16 protein-coding genes are annotated in these 21104 nt (G+C 47.1%); 12 read left to right on the top strand and 4 right to left on the bottom strand.

Features of this window, described 5'->3' with window-relative positions:
- Nucleotides 1–136: 136 nt before the first annotated feature.
- Complete coding sequence (locus QUB33_RS10715) at nt 137–487, bottom strand: STAS domain-containing protein (protein ID WP_333350182.1); 351 nt, start codon at nt 485–487, stop codon at nt 137–139.
- Nucleotides 488–870: 383 nt separating this feature from the next.
- Here QUB33_RS10715 and QUB33_RS10710 point away from each other — a divergent pair, with 383 nt between their 5' ends.
- Entirely contained in the window at nt 871–1068 is a 198-nt protein-coding gene (locus tag QUB33_RS10710; protein WP_015176637.1) for a hypothetical protein, read from the top strand.
- 775 nt (nt 1069–1843) lie between these two features.
- Here the strand turns inward: QUB33_RS10710 and QUB33_RS10705 are convergent.
- The gene (locus QUB33_RS10705; RefSeq protein WP_333350180.1) at nt 1844–4672 is read right to left on the bottom strand and encodes a PAS domain S-box protein; all 2829 of its coding nucleotides are present in this window, start codon (nt 4670–4672) and stop codon (nt 1844–1846) included.
- Between the two features lie 1133 nt (nt 4673–5805).
- On the opposite strand from QUB33_RS10705, the gene QUB33_RS10700 reads away from it, so the two are divergent.
- The 6 genes from QUB33_RS10700 (at nt 5806) to argH (ending at nt 13385) form a co-directional block, all read left to right on the top strand.
- Nucleotides 5806–6531, top strand: a complete 726-nt coding sequence (locus QUB33_RS10700; RefSeq protein ID WP_333350178.1) for a DUF502 domain-containing protein — start codon at nt 5806–5808, stop codon at nt 6529–6531.
- A gap of 353 nt (nt 6532–6884) precedes the next feature.
- A complete protein-coding gene (nusB, locus tag QUB33_RS10695; protein WP_333350175.1) occupies nt 6885–7517 on the top strand; it encodes a transcription antitermination factor NusB in 633 nt (210 codons plus the stop codon).
- A gap of 154 nt (nt 7518–7671) precedes the next feature.
- Nucleotides 7672–9429 carry a signal recognition particle-docking protein FtsY gene (gene ftsY, locus QUB33_RS10690; protein ID WP_333350173.1) on the top strand — a complete coding sequence of 586 codons (1758 nt, stop codon included), beginning with the start codon at nt 7672–7674 and terminating at the stop codon, nt 9427–9429.
- 565 nt (nt 9430–9994) lie between these two features.
- On the top strand, nt 9995–11482 hold the full coding sequence (locus QUB33_RS10685; protein WP_333350171.1) for a PP2C family protein-serine/threonine phosphatase: 1488 nt from the start codon (nt 9995–9997) through the stop codon (nt 11480–11482).
- Nucleotides 11472–11711, top strand: coding sequence for a hypothetical protein (locus QUB33_RS10680; RefSeq protein WP_333350169.1), 240 nt, complete (start codon nt 11472–11474; stop codon nt 11709–11711). Before QUB33_RS10685 ends, QUB33_RS10680 begins: the two co-directional genes overlap by 11 nt.
- A gap of 288 nt (nt 11712–11999) precedes the next feature.
- Nucleotides 12000–13385 carry an argininosuccinate lyase gene (argH, locus tag QUB33_RS10675; RefSeq protein WP_333350166.1) on the top strand — a complete coding sequence of 462 codons (1386 nt, stop codon included), beginning with the start codon at nt 12000–12002 and terminating at the stop codon, nt 13383–13385.
- Between the two features lie 99 nt (nt 13386–13484).
- On the opposite strand, the gene QUB33_RS10670 is transcribed toward argH, so the two are convergent.
- Complete coding sequence (locus tag QUB33_RS10670; RefSeq protein ID WP_190738786.1) at nt 13485–13676, bottom strand: hypothetical protein; 192 nt, start codon at nt 13674–13676, stop codon at nt 13485–13487.
- A 465-nt stretch (nt 13677–14141) separates the two neighbouring features.
- Between QUB33_RS10670 and bcp the strand changes: the two genes are divergently transcribed.
- From bcp to QUB33_RS10655, 3 genes are all read left to right on the top strand, one after another.
- Nucleotides 14142–14606 (top strand): thioredoxin-dependent thiol peroxidase, encoded by a 465-nt coding sequence (bcp, locus tag QUB33_RS10665; RefSeq protein ID WP_333350261.1) that lies wholly within the window; start codon nt 14142–14144, stop codon nt 14604–14606.
- A gap of 86 nt (nt 14607–14692) precedes the next feature.
- On the top strand, nt 14693–15148 hold the full coding sequence (locus tag QUB33_RS10660; RefSeq protein ID WP_333350164.1) for an NUDIX hydrolase: 456 nt from the start codon (nt 14693–14695) through the stop codon (nt 15146–15148).
- 158 nt (nt 15149–15306) lie between these two features.
- Entirely contained in the window at nt 15307–16113 is an 807-nt protein-coding gene (locus QUB33_RS10655) for an alpha/beta hydrolase (RefSeq protein ID WP_333350162.1), read from the top strand.
- 88 nt (nt 16114–16201) lie between these two features.
- Here QUB33_RS10655 and QUB33_RS10650 read toward each other — a convergent pair whose 3' ends face one another.
- Nucleotides 16202–17104 carry a pantothenate kinase gene (locus tag QUB33_RS10650; RefSeq protein ID WP_333350160.1) on the bottom strand — a complete coding sequence of 301 codons (903 nt, stop codon included), beginning with the start codon at nt 17102–17104 and terminating at the stop codon, nt 16202–16204.
- Nucleotides 17105–17419: 315 nt separating this feature from the next.
- Between QUB33_RS10650 and QUB33_RS10645 the strand changes: the two genes are divergently transcribed.
- On the top strand, nt 17420–19528 hold the full coding sequence (locus QUB33_RS10645) for a GAF domain-containing protein (RefSeq protein WP_333350158.1): 2109 nt from the start codon (nt 17420–17422) through the stop codon (nt 19526–19528).
- Between the two features lie 616 nt (nt 19529–20144).
- The coding region (locus tag QUB33_RS10640) for a Calx-beta domain-containing protein (RefSeq protein ID WP_333350156.1) at nt 20145–21104 on the top strand (960 nt) is incomplete at its 3' end.

Genomic DNA, 21104 nt, shown 5'->3' with positions numbered 1-21104 from the left:
ACTCGCTAAATATTTGCGACTCTTAAGCAGCCTACCTTAAAATCTGCCAACACGCCAACGACAGTCGTCTGTCTTTCGGCTATTTAACCGAATTTGCTGTGTTTTGTTGCCTGTTCTCCTCGCCTAGGAGGCTCTATCAGTGTTGTTTTACGCAGGAGTTTTCGGCATCAAAGCTATCGACATTTTCAAATATTTCAAAAACTCGATCGAGTTGGCTGAGTTCCAGAATCATCCTCATCCCGGGGGATACCGAGCACAGACTAAACCTGCGGCCCATTTTTTTCGCCTGCTTGAGGCCTGAAACCAATGCCATCAAACCGGCACTGTCAATAAATGTTACTGCGCCCAAATCTACGAGTACCGCTACCACTCCGGGGGCTGAAATTGCTGTCGTTAGTTGCCGTCCGAATTCTCCGCAGGTGGCTGCATTCAGGTAGTCTAGGGGTCGAATCACCGTAATTGGTTTATGGGCAAGAAGTGTCTGCATATGTCAAACCTATGATTGCTACGTATTTTCAACTACTGTGCTAAACAGATGTAAGCCTAAACCTACTTGATTACCCTGAGCCTAACTTAATCTGAGGCCAAATGACCAGTTTTGGTCAGTAGTTTTACTGAATCTTTATTTATTGCCTCTTTTTTATGAAATTTTGCGTAAGATTTGGGGAGGAAACGTAAGCTACTATACTATTTTTTATTTATGCCTGCCCCTTTAGTCTTGCTAACTCTAAAAATTGCGCTCGACTTTGCCCTAGCTGTTCAATAAAACTGAACAATGTAATTAAAATCACTTGTTAGTTCTGATCTAGATCACCTGTTTTCTCGACACTTCAGAGGAAAATTAAAATGTACGGAGTTCTCCGACTTACTATGCAAGCAACTCATGCTATCCGTCAACTTGTAGAAAAAGCCCTCTACATTAAGCAGTTGACGCCTGACATTGAAAACGAAATCAACTACGAGCTTACCCGTTTGGGGTACATCTCGGATATTGATTATGAGGCTTTAGAGTTATTAATGGATGAAATGGATGCCGGCCGGGTGCAATTGGTATCTAGCCGTCGATAGTGGGAAGCGGGCGACCAGTCCACATCCAAGAACCCAAAAATCCTTGCACGGCGGGCAAGAGAGGAGTGTTAGAAGCATTTATGCCGACCGAATATTTCTCTAAAGAAGCATCTCGTTCGTGAACTTGATATTTAAGAAAATAGTGTTAGGGGCGATCGTCCCTGCGCCTCCGATCGAAAGCTAAAAACTTGGGCTTAAATTAAATTTATAACTTTTGGGGTATGACAAATTAGGTTAACTGTAACTAAAAGTCATGCTTAATTAAGCAGCTAATTGCTGAACTTGATATTTGAGGAGAGACTGTTAAGAGCGATCGTCCCTCAATCTCATAAGATTTTAGATTTTAGATTTTAGATTTTAGATTTTACATTTTAGAAGTCGGACTACTGATGAGTATCAGGGTTTGGAACTTTTCTACATTTGCATTCTTTTTAGAAACTGTTCTCAGTATCAAAAACTACACACTGTGATCCCAATTAAGTTTATAACTTTTGGGACTTGACAAATTATCTATAAGTCTAATTCATAATAAAAAAAGTTTTTCGGCAGGATTAGGACTAAGAGCAACTGTCACAAATAAAGCTTAAATTTTAAGTATGTAGTGGCGCTTGCACGCTCTTTCCTAAGCTAATAGCGCACAAGCGCCACTACATATTTTTGTTTAATCTACCAGTTGGCCTTAGTCCTAAGAACTATTATCCGATCGCTCGAAGGCAAGAAAATTGGTTTGTAATTAGGATTTCCGTGCTCGCGGAGTCAATCTAAAATCTAAAATCTAAAATCTAAAATCGTTCGATCGCCCCACCAAACTTGCCACCACCGCTACCAACTCAGCAGGCTCGATCGGCTTGGGCACGTAAATTTGAAAACCTTCCTGCAGTGCCCGTATGCGTTCCTCTACCCTACCAACCGCCGTGAACGCCAACGCCGGAATTTTCCTGTCCACCATCCGCGATCGCACTTGTTGCAGCAGAGCCTCTCCGTCAAGGGCCTGTATCCCGATATCGATCGCCAACACATCCGGATTCAGCCTTTCAATCGCCTCCAACGCACCCTTTCCAGAGCTAGCAGTCTCCACCTGGGCCCCGCAATCTTCGAGCACGGTAGAGGCAAAATCCAGGGAATCCACGTCGATATCGACCAGCAATACCCGCACTCCCGAAAGATTGCTGTTGACAAAAGACTCCTTTATAGGGGCTCGCGCCTTGCTTAGAGGAATCGCCAACTCCCCGAGTCCGGCAACAGAAAATCCGCCGTCGCCAGGAAGGTGTTGAATTGGCAATCTCACTAAAAACCTCGACCCTTTTCCCTTCCCGGCCGATTCGGCTTGCACCGTCCCCCCGTGCATTTCCACAAAATGCCGCACTAGGGCCAAACCCAAACCCAATCCGTTGTACGATCGCCTTGTAGAGCTGTCCGCTTGGCTGAACCGCTCGAAAACGTGCGGCAAAAACTCTTCTGGAATCCCTTGTCCCGTGTCGCTAACCTCAATTTCCACAGTAGCGGGCGACAATTTTTTACAGCAAGCGGATTCCTCAGGGGCCAAAGTCCCCTGCATCTTTCGCACGGCCACCTTCACCTGTCCGCCACCGGGAGTAAACTTAATCGCATTCGACAGCAAATTCCAGGCTACCTGCTGCAACCGGCCCGAATCGGCAAAAATCCGCCCGGTAGTTGGGTCGAAATCCGTCACAATTTCAATATTTTTGGCGGCAATCGCGGGCGCGAGAGTATCGATCGCAGCCTCAACAGTCGAAATCACATCCACCCAACGCAAATTCAGCGACAGTTTCCCGGTAATAATCTGGGACACGTCCAGCAAATCCTCGATCAGAGTTGCCAGCGAGCGTGTATTGCGGTCGATCGTTTCCAGAGCCCGAACAGTCGTTTTTTCGTCAAACTTGCGGTTTCGCAACAGTTGTGCCCATCCCAGCATCGCATTCAGCGGCGTTCGCAATTCGTGGGACAAAGTTCCTAGAAACTCGTCTTTAATCCGGTTCGCCCGCGCCAATTCCTGAGCTCGATCGTGCAGTTCTCTTTCCAACTGCTTGCCAACCGTCAAGTCGAGAATAAAAGCCACAGATTCTTGCCGCTTTTGGGCCAGCAAAACATATCCGATCAACACCGGAATCCGGCTGCCGTCTCTCCTCCAGAATTCCTTTTCGTAGGGAGTGCAAGCCCCCGTTGCTTGTGCCTCTGCCATCCCTTTCTGGTCGAGAGACTGGTATTCCGGCGGCGTGATGTCAATCGAGTTTAATTCCCCGCGCTGCAAGTGTTCCCGCGTGTAACCAACTATCCGCAAAAATTCATCGTTGGCCTCGATGATACGGCCGTTTACATCGCCGAAGATAATTCCTATCAAGTTAGCTTCGGCTAACATTCTCAGTTTTTCTTCGCTAGCTTGGAGTGCAGCTTCTGTTTGCTTGCGATCGGTAACGTCTTGGATGTAAGCCGACAAACCAGAATCGGAAGGATAAAAACGCATCTTCAACCACTTATTCCATAACGGTATGAATCCCTCATACTCGATCGTTACTTTTTCTGCTAATGCTTTGGCAGCCATTTTGTAAAACGGTAAATCTACCGCCCCGGGAAATATATCCCAAAAATTTTTACCAATTAGTTCGGCTTTTGGTCTGCCTAACAGCTCAATAGCTTGGTGGTTGACATAGGTATAGTTCCAATTTAAATCAACAGCGATAAAAGCATCGGTAATGCTTTCGAGAATGTTAGTAATTTGATCGTTTGCCACTTGCAGCGCTTTAGCAGTTTCTTCTGCTTGCAACCTCGCTGCTTGTTCGCGAAACAAAGCTGCAGCGCGTTCTTGTTCTGCCTGTTTTCGATCGCTAATATCGATGTAAGAACCGATGTAACCTGCAAAAGTGCGATCGGGCCTGTACCGGGGTACGCCTGTACCCAAAACCCAGCGGTATTCGCCGTCGTAGCGTCTCAGGCGGCATTCGAGCCGGTACTCGCTGCCAGCTTTGAAGGCTTTTTGGTAAATATCCAGAGATTCTGGCAAGTCATCGGGGTGCAAGTTTTCCATCCAACCCGTACCCATTTCTTGTACCAAAGTTCTACCGGTAAACTCCAGCCAAACTTTGTTAAAGTAATCGCCAAGTTGGTCAGTGTCCGACATCCAAATCATCACCGGCGCGGTATCTGCCATAATCCGAAATCGAGCTTCGCTCTCCTGCTTCTGTGCTTCAGCTTGCTTGCGCTCGTTCCGTTCTTGAACTTCCTGCAGGGCCCGCTGAATCGACGGCACTAGGCGTATCAAACGGCGTTTGAGAACATAATCAGTAGCGCCGCTTTTCAAAGTTTCGATCGCCACTTCCTCGCCCAAAGTAGCCGAAACAAAAATAAACGGCACTCCCGGACAAGTAGTGTGGGCGATTTCCAGTGCAGCTATCCCGTTAAAGCAAGGCAGCATATAATCTGCCAAAATAATGTCAAAACGTTGTTTTTCCAGCGCCGCGGCAAAGTCTTCTCGAGTTTCCACACACACCAGAGAAAATTCGAGCCCGCCATCCTTTAAATATGCCTCAATCAGTTCGGCATCTAGGGGACTGTCTTCTACTAAGAGGATACTAAGCGTTTTCACAAAAATTCCTTTTACTTAAATATTAATTATTGCATACAAAATTTTATCGCGCTGCGGCTTTAAATGAAGCCCAAAAAAATCTTGCGTTTTGAATCGCATAAAAAAATGTAAAAATCAATTGGTTTCATGAGTTGAGCATTCATATCTCAATCCTAACTTCTAATCAAGTCTATTGCTGCTTTCCGCGAGGTGAATCCCGGCTCTGACTTAATTAGCTAGTACGCTTGTTTTTCCTTAACTTTCGTCTGCTTCCAAGGAATCGGCACCGCTGGAGTTTTGCTTCTATGCAGCAGTTCAGCTATACCCTGTTGAACCAATAGTTTCGCGCTTCTGGCTAGAAACAACTAGCTATGTAGTAATTTATCTCGCTTGCTACTAACTACTGCTACCTCGTTTGGCAGATTCTTTTTTTTGTAGTGATGCCCGAGTTAATGCTATATTGCTTTGCCGCTGCTCTCAAACTCGAATTCGCTTGAATTCTGCCCTTATTTCCTGAATAGAGATCGATCGTGTCAAAAACAGTCAAAGTTGCTGGTCTGTCTGCTTTACTTTTTGTCGGATTTGCCTAATATGCAACACTTGCAGGGTAGGCAACTGTTGCCTTGTCGATCGCTGTCGGTCTTCAAGAATAAAAAATCTTATACCCAAAAATGTCATAGTGCATCTATCCAAAGATAGGTTTTTGGACAGACACTGCACTCAACCTGCATAGATTCCCCTGAATTCGGTACAGCGAAGCGCCACCCAGCCGAAAATCTGAGAAAGCTCGATCGACCACTTAATTTTCTATACAAATAACAGAAAATTTTCTCTGGACTCGCTGCACTTGCACTCCCAGGCTGCCTCTGACCGATCGGCTTATTGATTGAACCGACCCAAAGTGTCTTAAAATATACAATACGGTGAGCTGCTGCACAGCCTGCATATATTAAAACCAAGCGCCAACTTGCAATAATTCTTTAAAATAGAGGTACAGCACCGGCGATCCCTAACTCTTCCCCCTCAGAAAGGGTAGGGTTTAGCAGAATTGAAGACGATCGTCTATGGTGACTTCCAGTAAAGCCCGTGCAGTTGCTTTAGTCTCAGCTTTATTCAGGTTATTGGCAACCAGTTACGAGGAGATTTGACCCGCCGTGCTCCAACGCATCAAACAAGACTTAAAAAACGACCTGATCGCAGGACTATTGGTAGTGATACCCTTAGCTACCACCATCTGGCTGACAATTACCGTCGCCAGTTGGGTCATCAATTTTCTCACCAAAATTCCCAAGCAGATCAACCCTTTTGACGGACTCAACCCGATTTTGGTGAATCTGCTAAATCTTTTAGTAGGTCTGGCTGTACCCCTGCTGAGCATCTTAGTCATCGGTTTAATGGCCCGCAACATTTTCGGCAAGTGGCTGCTAGACTTTGGCGAACGGCTGTTGCAGGCAATTCCCCTAGCCGGTTCGGTTTACAAAACCCTCAAACAACTGCTGGGAACCATCCTCAACTCAAACGACAAATTTCGCCGCGTGGTGTTAGTGGAATATCCCCGGCGAGGACTCTGGACTTTAGCATTTGTGACCGGTACGATCGAGAGTAACGATATCCCGCCTCACCTTTCCGGTGAATCCCCGATCGGTATTTTCATCCCCACCACTCCCAACCCCACTACCGGATGGTACGCTATAGTTCCCGAGGCAGATTTAGTCAATTTGTCAATGTCGATCGAAGATGCCTTTAAAGTCATCATCTCTGGCGGCATCGTCAACCCCAACAACTCAATTGCAGTAACCCCCGAAAACATCAAGGGCAAAACACTCGAACCCTTGGTATCCGAATCAAGATACCAGCCTGTCCCAGTCGAAGAAGATTGAACCAGGACATTAATCTGTAGGTCAGCTTTAGAGAGCATCTCAATGAGAGTAAAAAGCGTTTTTTAGGAGTGCGATCGCGACCCCCGCTACATATATACATATAGTGGGCGTCCCGCTTGCTCTCCTGTAAAAGCAAAACTCAGATGCTTCCCATTGTTAGGGGGTTTGAAACTCTAAACTTTACTTTCCGAATAACAGATAATATCTGTCCAAAACCTACCCAGAAACAATCGTGACTCAGGGCGGGTTTTTTGCGAGTTTTTCTGCTAAAGTCCAAGTCTATGCTCTAAACCAGCGCCTAGCAATCTCAAAAATTCCAAAATTCCTAAAGTCCCAATTCCTATCTAAAAACTATGAAAAAAGCCCGCGAAACAGCACGCGAACTCGCACTCCTCGGCATCAGCCAACTGCCGGCGAATCCAGAACTCTTAGAAGCCAAGAAACTGCAAGATGTTCTCCTCGCCGCCATCCGCACCCTGACAACAGAAGTTCAAGAAGCCCTAGAAGCCGCAGCATCCGAAGTGCAGCGGAGTAGCGACAAACTGCTTGGTAGCGAAATCCGCGCAGCCGATATACAAAGTGCTAGAGCAATGGTGCGGGAAGCAGTCGAACTCACCCAAACCGCCATCAACCGTCTCGGTTCAGCAATGGAGTTTCCTGAACTGATCCAGCTAGCCAACCAGCAAGATGTCCGCACCTACGCTTTGCAAATCCTGACGAAAGTCAGCGCCAACCGTGTTCAAATTGATGAATTGCTCTCGGAAGCCCTTGTAGACTGGCAAATAGAACGGTTGGCCCGGATCGATCGAGATATCATGAGAATCGCGATCGCGGAAATCCTATATCTCGGCTTACCCGAACAAGTCAGCGTCAACGAAGCCGTCCAACTCGCAAAACGCTACAGCGGCGACGACGGACATCGCTTCATCAACGGAGTCCTCCGCCGAGTAGTCGATAAAATCAATGCAGAAGTTGTTAGTCCCTAGTCCTTAGTCAGTAGTCCTCCGGGTGCTTGGTGGGCATCTTACCCGGAGGGTGTACGCCGGGGCGCGAACCTTACCCAGAGTCATTAGCAATCCGCAATCCGCAATTCGCAATCCGCTCTAAACTAAGGACTAATAACTATATTCCCAATTTCCTATGGTATTTAATTGGTTTCGTCGCCAGTACAGCGAAAGCAAATCTTCAGAAACAGAGGCAACCCCCGAAAAGCCGCAAGATGAGTCGGCAAAATCCCCACCAGTTGAGCCTCAAACAGATGCAGCAGAGCAAGGTTCTCCTGCTGTAGCCGAAGATTATCTCAATTGGGCAAAAGCTGCTTACAAAAATATTCAAAAACAGCAAAAACCAGAAACAGAAGTTTCTGAGACAGCAGCGCCCGATGTTCCAGCAGCCGAAGCAGAAATCGCGACAGTTGCAGAAGTTGCAGAACCGGCGACTATTGAAGCAACCGAGGCGATCGAACTTGAACCAGCACCCACAGCACCAACTGTTGCAGAAGTTACAGAAGTTGCAGAACCTGCGGCACTTGAAGCAACCGAGGCGATGGAACTCGATGCAGCCAAGCCAGCAGAAATTGCAGAAACTCTGCAACCCACACCCGCGGCGATCGACATTGCACCTATTGCTCAACAATTAGAAGTTACAGCAGAAAATATAGAAATTGCCGAACCTGCAACTGAGGTTGTAGAAACCGAATCACTCGCATCCGAGGGCGAAGCAGCCGAAGCCCTGCCGTTTTGGGCCAGAGCTCAGGCCGATCGCATGGAGCGCATCGAACGCCTCAAAGAAACCGCAATTGAAGAACCAGAAGTAATTGCAGCCGCAGCCGAGAGAGCGGCAATTATCGAAGAAATTCCCGGTTTCGCCTTTGACGAAGGCTTCCTGTGGTCCTCAGAAATCTTAGCCAGTCAAGGCCGCCGGCCAGAACAAGTATCCGTCGAAGAAATCACTTGGCTGCAAAAACTGCGGAAAGGCTTAGAAAGAACTCGTCGCAGCTTAATTAATCGACTAAAGGCGATAGTCGGTCAAGGCCCGCTCAATCAAGACGCGGTAGCCGAAATTGAGACTTTGCTACTGCAAGCTGATGTCGGAGTCGCAGCCACCGACATCATTATCAGTCGCCTCCAAGAAAGACTCAAACAAGAAGTGCTGCCCCCAGAACAAGCTTTAGCCTACCTGAAAACCATCCTGCGCGACATTCTCGACGCTCCCTGTGCCGAAACCGCCGCCGGCAATCCCGCCTACAGCCTGACATTTGCGCCGGAAAAAGACACTTTTAACATCTGGTTAATCGTAGGAGTCAACGGTGCGGGCAAAACTACGACGATCGGCAAACTTGCCCATATTGCCCAAAAATCCGGCTACAAAACCCTAATTGCCGCCGCCGACACTTTCCGCGCCGCCGCCGTCGAACAGGTAAAAGTTTGGGGTTCCCGCAGCGGGGTCGAAATTATTGCCAACCCAGGGAAAAATACCGATCCGGCTGCTGTCGTGTTTGATGCGATCGCCGCAGCGGGCGCCCGAGGCACAGAACTGCTGATCGTAGACACCGCAGGCCGCCTGCAAAACAAAAAAAATCTGATGGACGAATTAAGTAAAATCCGTCGCATTGTAGATAAGAAAGCCCCAGGCGCTACCGTAGAATCTCTACTGGTCTTGGATGCCACACTGGGTCAAAATGGTTTGCGACAGGCAGAAGTGTTCGCAGAATCGGCAAAATTAAGCGGAGTAGTATTGACAAAACTAGACGGTTCTGCTAAAGGTGGTGTTGCCCTAGCTGTAGTGCAGCAGCTTGGTCTGCCAATCCGCTTTATTGGAGTTGGGGAAAGCATCGAAGACTTGCGCCCGTTTTCTAGTTACGAATTTGTGGAAGCCCTACTCGATTTTAGATTTTAGATTTTAGATTTTAGATTGATCAGATATCTGTGGTCGTCCCGATTTTTGGAGGCGGATACAGAGGTTCAAAATCTCAAATCCTTAACCTCAAACTACCATCGCAGGACTTGCGCCGATCGCCACGGGTGGCGAGTGAAAACTAAATACTTAGAAACAATACCTTCTCCTGTTCTTGCTCGTTTGGGTTCAAAGCGCCAGTAGTGTGTCAAATTAAGCTCAAATTTAGTATCAGTCTGCTGTTTGATTCCACAGTCTTCTCGAGCCCCCTGGCCCTCCCCTTAAGAAGGGCGACAGTAAATCGTTAAAGTCCCCCTTCTTAAGGGAAGCCGCTGCGGTCTTGGGGCCCCCCCAGTAAAGCAAGCGGCGTGGATTTAGAGGGCTCTAGATTTAGCTATAAACGAGATTGCTTAAGAATTTCAGAGTTAAGTTGATATGAATGTCCGAGTACCGAACCTACTTGCTCAAACCAAACTACTTGTTCTAAAAAAAACGGGTTTCTGTTCAAGTGGCCCCTAAGTCCTCAATCATTCCTCCTCCGTCTAAGATCGAAAATCACAAATTTAAAATGACTGCTGTGCCTTTGCCTCGCCCCTCACCTCAACCTGCTGACCGCCCTTCGGGTCGCAATTCCACCGACGCGACGCCAGTATTTGCCCTCAAAGAACTGGTGGCGCGTTTGCACCGATATCAGCACAACGTTCAAGATATGTTGGGTTCGCTGGGATTTGCCCTGCGAAGTTTTAACAATCTCAACCAATTTTTGGAGTTGGTGCCTTTGGTGGCGACTCGCGTTACCGACGCCGACGGGGGAGCTTTAGTGCTGTTCAAACCCAACGGTCAAGTCAGGTTCCAGCAGTTGCACTGTCAGGAAGGACGGCAGTGCCAAGATATGCGAAAAGCGCTGGAAATAGCCACCAGGCAAGCTACAGCAGGTGCGGGCGCTACTGCTGGATCGTTTTCGGAAACCTCTGGGCAAACTTCTAGTCTAGACCTGCAAGTCGGTCGTTATTTGGGCCCGGATGTTCATTTGTTTGGGGCGCCAATTTTAGTCAACAATTTGGAACGCGGACGCCTTTATGTTTTTAGCAGCGATCCGCAATATCTCTGGACTCCCAGCAGACAGAAATTAGTTCGGTTGGTCGCGGATCAAACCGCCGTGGCTATTTGCAAAGACGAACTTACTGTTAAGTTGGCGGAAAAAGACCGCTTAGACAGAGAGTTAGAAATCGGGGCGGAAATTCAATTGCGCCTGCAGCCCCGCAGTTGTCCGAAAATTCCCGGTGTTGACGTGGCCGCCCGCTGCCAAACTGCTAGCAGAGTCGGCGGAGATTATTATGATTTTATTCCCGCTGACTATGACCCGATCGGCAAAGAAAATGAGGGGGAACACCCCCCATCCCTAATTAAAAATCTCAAGTCCAAAATCGACAAAGGCCGCTGGAGCATTGTGATCGGCGACGTGATGGGCAAAGGAGTACCGGCCGGCCTGTTGATGACGATGACACGGGGTATGCTGCGGGCGGAGGTTTTGAACCGCCACTCGCCGTCGAGAATTTTGCAACATTTAAACCGGGTTATGCACGCGGATTTGGAAAATTCCCACCGTTTTGTGACTCTGTTTTATTCGGAGTATGACCCGAAAACTCGCGTTTTGTCTTACAGCAATGCTGCTCACCACCCGCCTTTGCTGTGGCAAGCTGCAACTAATACGATTCTTCAGCTCGATACTTTGGAGGGAATGTTAATTGGCCTGGATGCTGATTCTCATTACCAAGAAGCTCAAGTGCAATTGCAGCCAGGAGATACTATTATTTACTACACAGACGGATTTACCGATGCTGCTAATCAAAGGGGCGATCGCTTTGATGAGGATAACTTGACCTCGGCTTTTCAGTGGGCCTGTCAAAATTACCAGCAGTCTGAAGAAATTTTGGATTATTTGTTCGATCGGGTACACCAGTTTATCGGCATCGGCAATCGTAACGAAGATGACATGACACTGGTTGTACTGAGGGTAACACCTTTAGCAGGAGAAAATCACCATGATAGTTAATTTAATGCCGGAAATTACTGCGGGATTAACCACTTCGATGAATTGGAACGATGTCGCTCACGTGTTAGTTTTGAAATCTCATTTGAGTTCCACGGTGGTTTTGGCTCAAAGTTACGAACTTTTTACCAATGTCCAGAAAGCTTGGAGCAATTTTGTTTCGACTGGTCAAATAGGAGCTTTTATTATAGGTATTTTTGTTGGCTGGTTCTTTAAAGGGATTTTTCGTTAGAGTTCTTGTCGAAGAAGGTATCGGTAACAGATTTAAAAGGTTTGTAGCCCAAACTTCACTTCTTTATGATGCAGCAAAAGTTTCACAATTTTGTAGTCAAGACTTCAGTTTTTTGTGGTCAAAAGATGTATAAAAAGTTTGTAGTCAGGAGTTGAGTTTTTTATTACCGAATTGGGAAGGGAGGACTAAAGTGCTGGCTACAAACCGGATGAAAGACTAAAGTCTTTGCTACAAATCGGTTTTTATAGACTTCTGCAAGAGAGATACAATCTAGTTTTAGCTTGAGCAATGACAACACAACAAAAAACTTGGAGTCAAAGATTTGAATCGGCGCTGCACCCGGCGATCGCCCGATTCAATGCTAGTATTGGCTTCGATATTGAATTGATTGAGTATGACTTGACTGGTTCTGTCGCTCACGCTAAAATGCTGGCAAAAACCGGGATTATTTCCGCAGCAGAAGGCGAACAGTTAGTCAATGGTTTGGAACAGATCCGCCACGAATACCGCCAAGGACTTTTTGTTCCCGGAGTTGATGCAGAAGACGTTCACTTCGCTGTAGAGAAGCGACTGACGGAGATCGTGGGGGATGCGGGGAAAAAGTTGCACACGGCCCGATCGCGCAACGATCAAGCCGGCACTGATACTCGCTTGTATTTGCGCGATCGCATCGCAGAAATTCGCGAGCAATTGCGGGAATTTCAAGGGGTTTTGCTCGATCTTGCCGATCGTAACGTGGAAACTTTAATTCCCGGTTACACTCATTTGCAGCGCGCTCAGCCGATCAGTTTGGCTCATTATCTGTTAGCTTATTTTGAAATGACCGATCGCGATTGGGAACGTCTCGGCGATATCTGCAAGCGGGTGAATGTTTCGCCTTTGGGTTGCGGCGCGCTAGCGGGAACGACTTTCCCGATCGACCGACATTATACTGCCGAACTATTGCAGTTTGACAAGGTTTATGCTAATAGCTTAGATGGAGTGAGCGATCGAGATTTTGCGATTGAATTTCTCGCCGCAGCCAGCTTGATTATGGTACACCTGAGCCGCTTGTCAGAAGAAATGATTTTGTGGTCTTCTCACGAATTTGGATTTATTACGCTCAAAGATAGCTGCGCTACGGGTTCTAGCATCATGCCCCAGAAAAAAAATCCCGACGTGCCGGAGTTGGTGCGGGGCAAAGCGGGGCGGGTGTTCGGTAACTTGCAAGCCTTGTTGGTAGTAGTGAAGGGACTTCCTTTGGCCTACAACAAAGATTTACAAGAAGATAAAGAGGCTTTGTTTGATACCGTAAGAACGGTACAGGGTTGCTTGGAAGCAATGACCATTTTGCTGCGGGAAGGAATCGCGTTTAACGGCGATCGCCTCGCTGCTGCTGTTACGGAAGACTTTTCTAACGCTACAGACGTAGCCGACTACTTGGCCGCCAAAGGCGTTCCCTTCCGGGAAGCTTACAACCTTGTCGGCAAAGTCGTCAAAACTTGCCTTTCGGGGGGCAAACTCCTCAAAGATTTGACACTTGAGGAGTGGAAAGACTTGCACCCAGCCTTTGAGACAGACATTTACAGCGCGATCGCACCTCAGCAAGTGGTGGCGGCTCGCAATAGTTACGGGGGTACCGGGTTTGAACAAGTGAGAAAATCACTTATCGCTGCGCGCGATCGACTCGCCTAAACATCGTTGAATTATTGGACAAATTCCGGCTGGCTATCTCTACGAAAGAACGATCGTGTTTTCCACTCTGGTTCTAAGTTCGGCAGATAGCCTCAGCAATTAATCTTCAGCAGCAGCCATGTCTTTGTCTCTGCCGCCGCCGCTCATGGCGCCCATGCCACCGCCGTTGCCGCCGTCAAATCGTCTTCTCTTGTTGGAGAACATATCTTGATTTCTCCGCTTGCGAAACTTGCGAGCGTATGCTTGATTTCGTTGTGCCTTCTCTTTCTTGAGATTGCGGCGCTTAGCCATTCTGACCTCACTAATAAACATTGACAGTCCCCGGGCTTTCACGCCCGGGGATTCTTAAGGTTGACACTCCGTGCACTCTTGGTGACTGAGATTCTTGGTTCAGCGAAGTCACTTACTGGCGAGAGGATTGCTCCCGCCAAAATATAGGTGTCTTCTCCCCAAGCGTAAATTCCGGTATGCCCTACCGTACTCGATCAGTTCTCTTTATGTAGTTAGGTTTTCTTCAAATTTAGCTTTCCTAAACCGCAACACCGTTAGGTGTGACTACGCACTCAACTAATCCAGTTAAGTTTTTACGTTGGCTAGTTATACTCAATTTTAGACCGATGACGATCATAGCACACACGGTACAATACCCAGAAAAAAGAACACCCGGATTCAAGTCGCTGGGAATGCAGGGCCGATGGGAGGCAAGGTTTTCGCTCTTGTCGAATATTTCTATAAACTATTGACAAAATGGAACAAATGACTATTTATCCCGGTGACATAGCTCCTGTCTTCAGCCTGCCCGACGCGCAAGGCAATGTCGTCAGCCTTGGAGATTTTCGAGGGCGGCGAGTTGTACTTTACTTTTATCCTCGGGACAATACCCCAGGCTGTACTAAAGAAGCTTGCGGCTTTCGCGATATTTACCTAGAGTACGAGTCGCGCAATATTTCAGTCCTGGGTGTCAGCACAGACGGGGCCGGGTCCCACGCCAAGTTTACAGCTAAATATCAACTGCCTTTTCCCTTGCTGTGCGACTCAAACGCCGAAGTTGCTACCGCCTACGGCTGTTACGGACTCAAAAAATTTATGGGAAAAGAATTTATGGGAATTACTCGATCGACTTTCGCGATCGACCCAGATGGTAGGATTGAAAAGGTTTATCGGAAAGTCAAACCAGAAACTCACGCGGCGGATATCTTAGCAGACTTGCCAGACCTCTAGCGTGAATGAAAAATTAAAAATTAAGACTCCGGAGCTGCAAGCTAGGAGGCCTGAAATTACTATCTCCTAAACAAGCTTTTGAGTTTATGCGTCGATTGTGGCAAATTTTACAAACTGTGCTGGGGCTGATTTTTCGACATCCCGTCACTGGTACTGCGGTGATTCCCGTATTGCCTGACGGGCGAATTGTGTTAATTCGCCGCCGCGACAACGGTCGCTGGGCACTGCCGGGAGGTATGGTGGATTGGGGAGAGGATATTCCGACGACAGTGCGCCGGGAATTAGCGGAGGAAACAGGACTCGATTTAGTCAAAATCCGTCGCTTGGTGGGTGTTTATTCTGCTGCCGATAGAGACCCTCGCCTGCACTCGATTTGTATCGTGGTGGCAGCAGAGGTAGAGGGAAAGATGCAAGTTCAGGATACGCTTGAAGTCAGCGAGGTAGAGGCTTTTTTGCCCACATCGCTGCCGGAGGGCGCGCTCAGCCACGATAACGACCAGCACTTACAGGACTATTTTCAAGGCCTGACAACTTTGGCGTAAATCGGCGGGGCATCGAAATTTGAGAAAAGTCGGAAATTACCTCGCCGTCAAAAATGGTCTGTGATGACTGTGGAATTAATTTTTAATGTTTTCCTACTTTTATTCACAATCTCTGAACATTAAATTAATCATCTTTTTATTACTAAATATTTAACCGGATGTACTCACTGCTACGCAATTCTCGGGTCAAACTCTCTGTAGGGCAAATCTTTTGGCACGAAGTCGGTCAAGGCCCTAATTTAGTATTTTTGCACGGTTCTTGGCACGACAGCAGTCAATGGCTGAAGACGATCGAACATTTGAGCCCCTACTACCACTGCTTCGCACCGGATTTGCTCGGGTTTGGCGACTCGGAACGCCCGAATCTTCATTATTCGATCGACCTGGAAGTAGAATGTCTGGCTCAATACCTCGATACTTTGAAGCTGCGAGAGGTTTATTTAATCGCTCACTCTCTGGGTGGTTGGGTGGCCACCAGCTATGCTATCAAATATCCCGATCGAGTTCAGGGTTTGGTTTTGTTGGCCCCAGAAGGCCTCAAGGTTGGCAACCGCCGGGGGCGGTGGCAGACGGCTAGCTGGCTGATCGGCCAACCACCCCTCGGTTTTTGGTGGCTGCGATCGATCTATCCAATTGCTAAGTTGCTGGGTAGTCAAAAAAAGATTGACGGATTGCTAAAGTTCAGACAGCAGTTGATTCAGTCCAGAGTTGCCGTGCAGTTGCTGTTCCGGCGGCGGCGGGCTGAAATTACAGCGGAGTTAGTTGATGAGAATTTGCCTTTGCTGAAAGCGCCTGTTTTGCTGTTGCAGGGTTCTGAAGATACCGCCGCCGCTTCGTCTCTGTGTCAATCCTATGCTGCTCTGGCTCCTAATGCCGAACTGCAATTGGTCAGTCCGGGGGAAAGCAATTTGCCGCAGGAAGTCCCGGATGTTGTTGCTAAGTATATTCGGGAATTTGCTAAGTGAATTGGGAATTGGTAAGGAAGAAAGAGGGAAGAGAAAAGAAGAATTCGCCATTACCAATCCCCCTTAACAATGACTCATAACTTATGATTCATAACTCATGAGTTATTCCCCAAAAAATGGCTTCGGGTGCGTCAATTACTGCGGAAGCTGTATCAGGAAAGGCTGCGGTAAGGTATTTTAAAAGCATAGTGCGATCGCCCCCCGTGACCGCTATTTTGCTATCAGGAAACAAACACCGCCAATCTTCAATAAAATCCCTAACTCCTGCCACCGCCGCATACACAACTCCGCTTTGAATTGCCCCAGCAGTGTCTTTCGCCCAGCGGTGCGGCAGATTTTCTGGTAAACTAATTAAAGGTAATGCAGCGGTTTTTTTACTTAGCGACGATAACTGCAAACCCAAACCTGGTAAGATGGCGCCGCCAAATAAATACCTATTGACATCAGCCCCAGTAAATGTTAAAGCTGTACCAGCATCTATAAGTAAAACTGGCCAACCGAATTGGTTGCCAGCCCCCAGTACAGCCAAAGCTCTGTCAATTCCCAGGGTAGGATAGAGTCCCCCGATCGGCAACTGGTCTAAAGTAATAATTCGGACATTAGGATAACTCTGCCAAATTGCTGTTTGTTGGGTAACTACTGAGGCCACAATTAGAGGCAGCGGCACTAAAGAAAGTGTGTGAGGACTAGAAAAAGCGGGAGTAGCAGGAAGAGAAAGGAGATTTTGAGAAGATACTTCCTCGATCGACCTCGTTACTGTTTGCACCAAATATTTGGCCTTTTCCTGCTCGGAGAGCCGGGAAACAGTATCAGCATTGAGATGCTCTGTATCCCATGTTTTCTCCAGGGTTTTGCCCACAAATAATCCCCAGTGCAGCCGGGAATTGCCGATAGCCAAAGCTATTTTAATCTGGTCTTTACCTATTAATCCAGATATAAGGTTGTCGGTTCTTGGTGGCGAACGAAAATTGTCGGGAATTGAGTTTTCCATGTTGATCGAGCGCGCGCAAACATTGAACTAAAGATAGATTTTAAATGAATTTTCTTCGGTTAAGCGGGAAGCTAACTCTATTTGACATCTAACCAAGTTCAATGGCTGGCGCTAGTTAGTATTGTGGGCCTCAGAGCGCTTACTTGCTAAATATAAATATTTGTAAAGCAAAAAATTGCTTTGCTCAGGCTGCATCCTTTATAATGTCTTAAGATATTCCAGAAGTCCTGGTAGCTGCGATGGGGCTGTTGGCGGGGTAAGCATAGGTGTAAAAAACCCGACTCAATCAAAATACTGTAGAACTCTTGAGTAAATATGTCTTTAAAAATACAAGAACACGAAAACCCCTGGCAGAGAGTAACTTCGCGGTTGCCTGAATCTGAAAATTGGAGGCAGGAAGAAAGTCTTTCGCTGCCGGAAGTAGACCAACAAAAAGCCATAATCGTGCAGATGCAGCAGCAAGTTCAGTTATCGAACTTGCTGAACCAAATTAATAACGAAATTCGCAGCACACTTGACATAGAAGAAATTTTGACATCTGCCTGCCGATTGCTGGGGCAAGCGTTAGAGTGCAGTCGCGTGAGCATTTTAGTCAAAGAATCAAATACAGAAAAAACTTTAGTCACGCGCGGAGAGTACAACGCGGGGGACTATCCGATTCAACTTGGTATGAAAGTACCGATGACTGACAACCCGCATTTGGCTGCCGTCGTGTCTCAGCAAGAGTCGCTAGCAGTGACGAAGTTTCTCGATTTTCCGGGATTAAACCCACAAACCCGAAAAATTGCCGAAGCTTTGGAGATTAAGTCAATGGTGGCAGTAGCTACTCGCTACCAAGGCCAAGTGAATGGCATAATTGGCTTGCATCAGTGCGATCGCGAACGGGAATGGACTGATTGGGAACGGCAGCTTTTAGAAGGCGTAGCATCGCAATTGGCGATCGCGATCAATCAAGCCAAACTCTATAGCAAAACCAGGCGCCAAGCCGAACGAGAATCGCTACTGCGGCTGATCGGCAACCAAATTCGCAGTACCCTAGATCTGGAAACTATCCTACAAACAGCGGTGAGGGAAGTCCGCCAAATGTTGCAGTGCGATCGAGTAATCATCTATCAGTTTCAAGACAACTGGCAAGGAAAAGTTGTTGTTGAAGATATGGTCATCCCTTGGCCTTCAATTTTAGGAGACATGGGGGCGGATAAGTGTTTCCGGGGAGATTACGCCGATCTTTACCAGCAAGGACGAGTCAAAGCCATTAATGATATTTTTAATGCTGGTTTAGAGCCTTGTCACGTTGATTTCTTAGACCGTTTGCAGGTAAAAGCTAATCTGATCGTGCCGATTGTTACATCGAGAACTGAAGAAAGTTCCCCCGAAACAGCCGGAAACTATAATCCTAAATTTCCCGGTAGGCTGTGGGGTTTGCTTATTGCTCACGAGTGCCGGGATACCCGCAATTGGGAGCGACAAGAAATGGAGTTGCTATCCCAGATAGCCAACCAAATGGCGATCGCCATTCAGCAAGCAGAACTTTACAGCCAAGTCCAAGATGCTGCGGTAAAATCTCAAGCTCAAACCCAGCAATTGCAGGCTGCGTTAGAAGAATTGCGATCGGCGCAACAGCAATTGATTCAAAGCGAAAAAATGTCAGGTTTGGGGCAAATGGTAGCGGGAATTGCTCACGAAATTAACAACGCCAACAATTTCATCCACGCTAACTTGTTTCATGCTCAAGAATATTTTAAAGCCTTGAACGAAGCTCTAGAACTGGCCGGGAATGCCTGCCCGGAAGCAGCGGAGGCAATTGTCAAAATCAATGAAGAACTAGAACTCGATTACATTCGAGAAGACTTTGGTAAACTGCTCAATTCAATGCGGGAAGGAAGCGGGAGAATTCGCTCGATCGTGATGACGCTGCGAAATTTTTCTCGTTTAGACCACGCTGAATTAAAACCAGTAGATTTGAATGAAGGTTTAGAAAGCAGTTTCTTGATGCTGCAAAATAAGCTAAAAACCCATATCAAAATAGACAAGCAATACGGCAGTTTGCCGCCCGTCCAATGTCATGCCAGTCAAATCAATCAAGTATTTTATAATTTGATTGACAATGCTTTAGATGCGCTTCAGTCAACGAACAAACCGGGGGAATTAACCATCCGCACTTGGCAAAGCGAGCCGGACTGGGTAACAATCTCTGTCCGCGACACGGGAACTGGCATTCCTGCAGAAATTCTAGACAAGATTTTTGACCCGTTTTTTACTACTAAACCTGTCGGGAAAGGCACGGGTTTGGGACTTTCAGTGTGCTATCAGGTAATTGTTCAAGCTCACGGTGGCAAGATCAGTTGCGTCAGTCAGGTGGGCGAAGGAACTGAGTTTATTGTAGAGTTGCCGCTGACAAATCAGAGGAGGGTAAGTGCATAATTCCTGTTTTAGTCAGATTAACCCTATTTTGTCACTCTGGCAGTAGTATAGAACCCATTTGACATCTTTTAGCGATCGTCAATCATATTACGGATCGGCAATAATTTTTTTTTGCCATCGCATTTTTAATGGAATCAGATTTAACTTACGCCAGAACCTCAATTTTCAGAAATTCCCAACTGGGTGATGCTTAGACATATAAAATTCTAAGTATTTTTACTCAAAATTGTCTTTCCTGATTCACTTTTGCCCGCTGAATCAGTGAAAGCTGCCTCTTGGGGGGCCGGAATCTGGGATTTAAGCTCTCCTCTACAGATGTGGAAAACCCGCTTTTTATAGGGCTGAAAAAAAGATCGCAATTTTTCCGGATAAAACTCATTGAGGATGAAAGTTAAACATCTCTATGTAAATAGGTCTAAGTAGGTGTAATTATTTACACTCAACATTTTATCAGGGGCAATAATACCTTCAAATGCTTATTGGGCAAGCATTTTTAATTGATTTACCTGCACGTATGAGGAAATTTTTCTTGCAGTGACAGATCGCTACAAGAAAGCCCAACCTCTGCTTTTCAGTCACTTCTAATCCTTAATTACTCATCATTAACACAGAAGCTATGGCTACTTCAATCACGGGTTCTTTGGGTACAACCACTAATTACAGCAGCATCAGTGACCTAATTACACAATGGCCTACTGCCGCCAAGGCTCAAGGCATCCAACTGTCTGGGATAGCTTTTGATGGCGTGGAAACGAACTACACTAACCCTGAACCCATCGCCAACCTCACGTTAGCAACGAACGAAAACCCTAAAAGCTGGTTGAGCTACGGCGCTGTCGCTGGTATTGGTGTCGCATCTGATTATCTTGGTTGGTTCACCGACGCCACTAAAGTTCGGGCGGAAATCCACTATGACCCCAACACCCCCAACACCACTAAATCTCAGGTGCTGAAGGTGAAATGGGCAGATAATAAAAATATCACTAGCGCCACGATCGGCCTGAGTGGATTACTTCCCAAATCAAGTTCTACAGTGAACGATCAAGGCAATGAAGTTGCTTTGCTGAAACTCTTTAATAATGGGGCGGAGGTATCGGCCAGCAATTTTACGATCACTCGCGTCAACGCTCCTGCCACTCCAAAACCGATCGGTGTGTCTTCAGATGGAGTGACTTTCATTGCCGATCGTGCCGATGGCAATTTCACATTCCAGATACAAGCAAATTCCACTAGCGTTGCTTTTGACGAACTGCGGTTCTCCGCCAAAGCCTACGATAGCCCCACCGCTGCCTACCTCGCTACCTCCACCAAAACCGATAGTTCCGACTACCTAGTGCGGAGGATTCAATATCAAGGCCTTGATGTGACGCCGACGCCGACAGCTCCAAGTATCTTCCAGTTCGCCCAACCAAATTACACGGTGGCTGAAGGTGGCGTGGCTACGATTAACGTTACTCGCACCGGTGGCACGGCTGCTGCATCGATTAATTACGCTACTGTTGACGGTTCGGCAAGTTCAGCAGGGACAGCAGCGGACTACACTACGGCGGCGGGGGCGTTGAATTTTGCTGCGGGG

This window comes from Microcoleus sp. B3-A4 (assembly GCF_036705385.1).
Classification (GTDB): domain Bacteria; phylum Cyanobacteriota; class Cyanobacteriia; order Cyanobacteriales; family Microcoleaceae; genus Microcoleus.
Note: the sequence above shows the minus strand (reverse complement) of the source record. Positions and strands in the feature narration are given on the sequence as shown.

Coding starts and splice junctions, on each gene's coding strand:
- QUB33_RS10710 (WP_015176637.1), top strand. CDS start 871: ATGCAAGCAACTCATGCTATCCGTCAACTTGTAGAAAAAGCCCTCTAC.
- ftsY (WP_333350173.1), top strand. CDS start 7,672: ATGGTATTTAATTGGTTTCGTCGCCAGTACAGCGAAAGCAAATCTTCA.
- QUB33_RS10670 (WP_190738786.1), bottom strand. CDS start 13,676: ATGGCTAAGCGCCGCAATCTCAAGAAAGAGAAGGCACAACGAAATCAA.
- argH (WP_333350166.1), top strand. CDS start 12,000: ATGACAACACAACAAAAAACTTGGAGTCAAAGATTTGAATCGGCGCTG.
- QUB33_RS10680 (WP_333350169.1), top strand. CDS start 11,472: ATGATAGTTAATTTAATGCCGGAAATTACTGCGGGATTAACCACTTCG.
- QUB33_RS10715 (WP_333350182.1), bottom strand. CDS start 487: ATGCAGACACTTCTTGCCCATAAACCAATTACGGTGATTCGACCCCTA.
- nusB (WP_333350175.1), top strand. CDS start 6,885: ATGAAAAAAGCCCGCGAAACAGCACGCGAACTCGCACTCCTCGGCATC.
- bcp (WP_333350261.1), top strand. CDS start 14,142: ATGACTATTTATCCCGGTGACATAGCTCCTGTCTTCAGCCTGCCCGAC.
- QUB33_RS10650 (WP_333350160.1), bottom strand. CDS start 17,104: ATGGAAAACTCAATTCCCGACAATTTTCGTTCGCCACCAAGAACCGAC.
- QUB33_RS10685 (WP_333350171.1), top strand. CDS start 9,995: ATGACTGCTGTGCCTTTGCCTCGCCCCTCACCTCAACCTGCTGACCGC.
- QUB33_RS10655 (WP_333350162.1), top strand. CDS start 15,307: ATGTACTCACTGCTACGCAATTCTCGGGTCAAACTCTCTGTAGGGCAA.
- QUB33_RS10645 (WP_333350158.1), top strand. CDS start 17,420: ATGTCTTTAAAAATACAAGAACACGAAAACCCCTGGCAGAGAGTAACT.
- QUB33_RS10660 (WP_333350164.1), top strand. CDS start 14,693: ATGCGTCGATTGTGGCAAATTTTACAAACTGTGCTGGGGCTGATTTTT.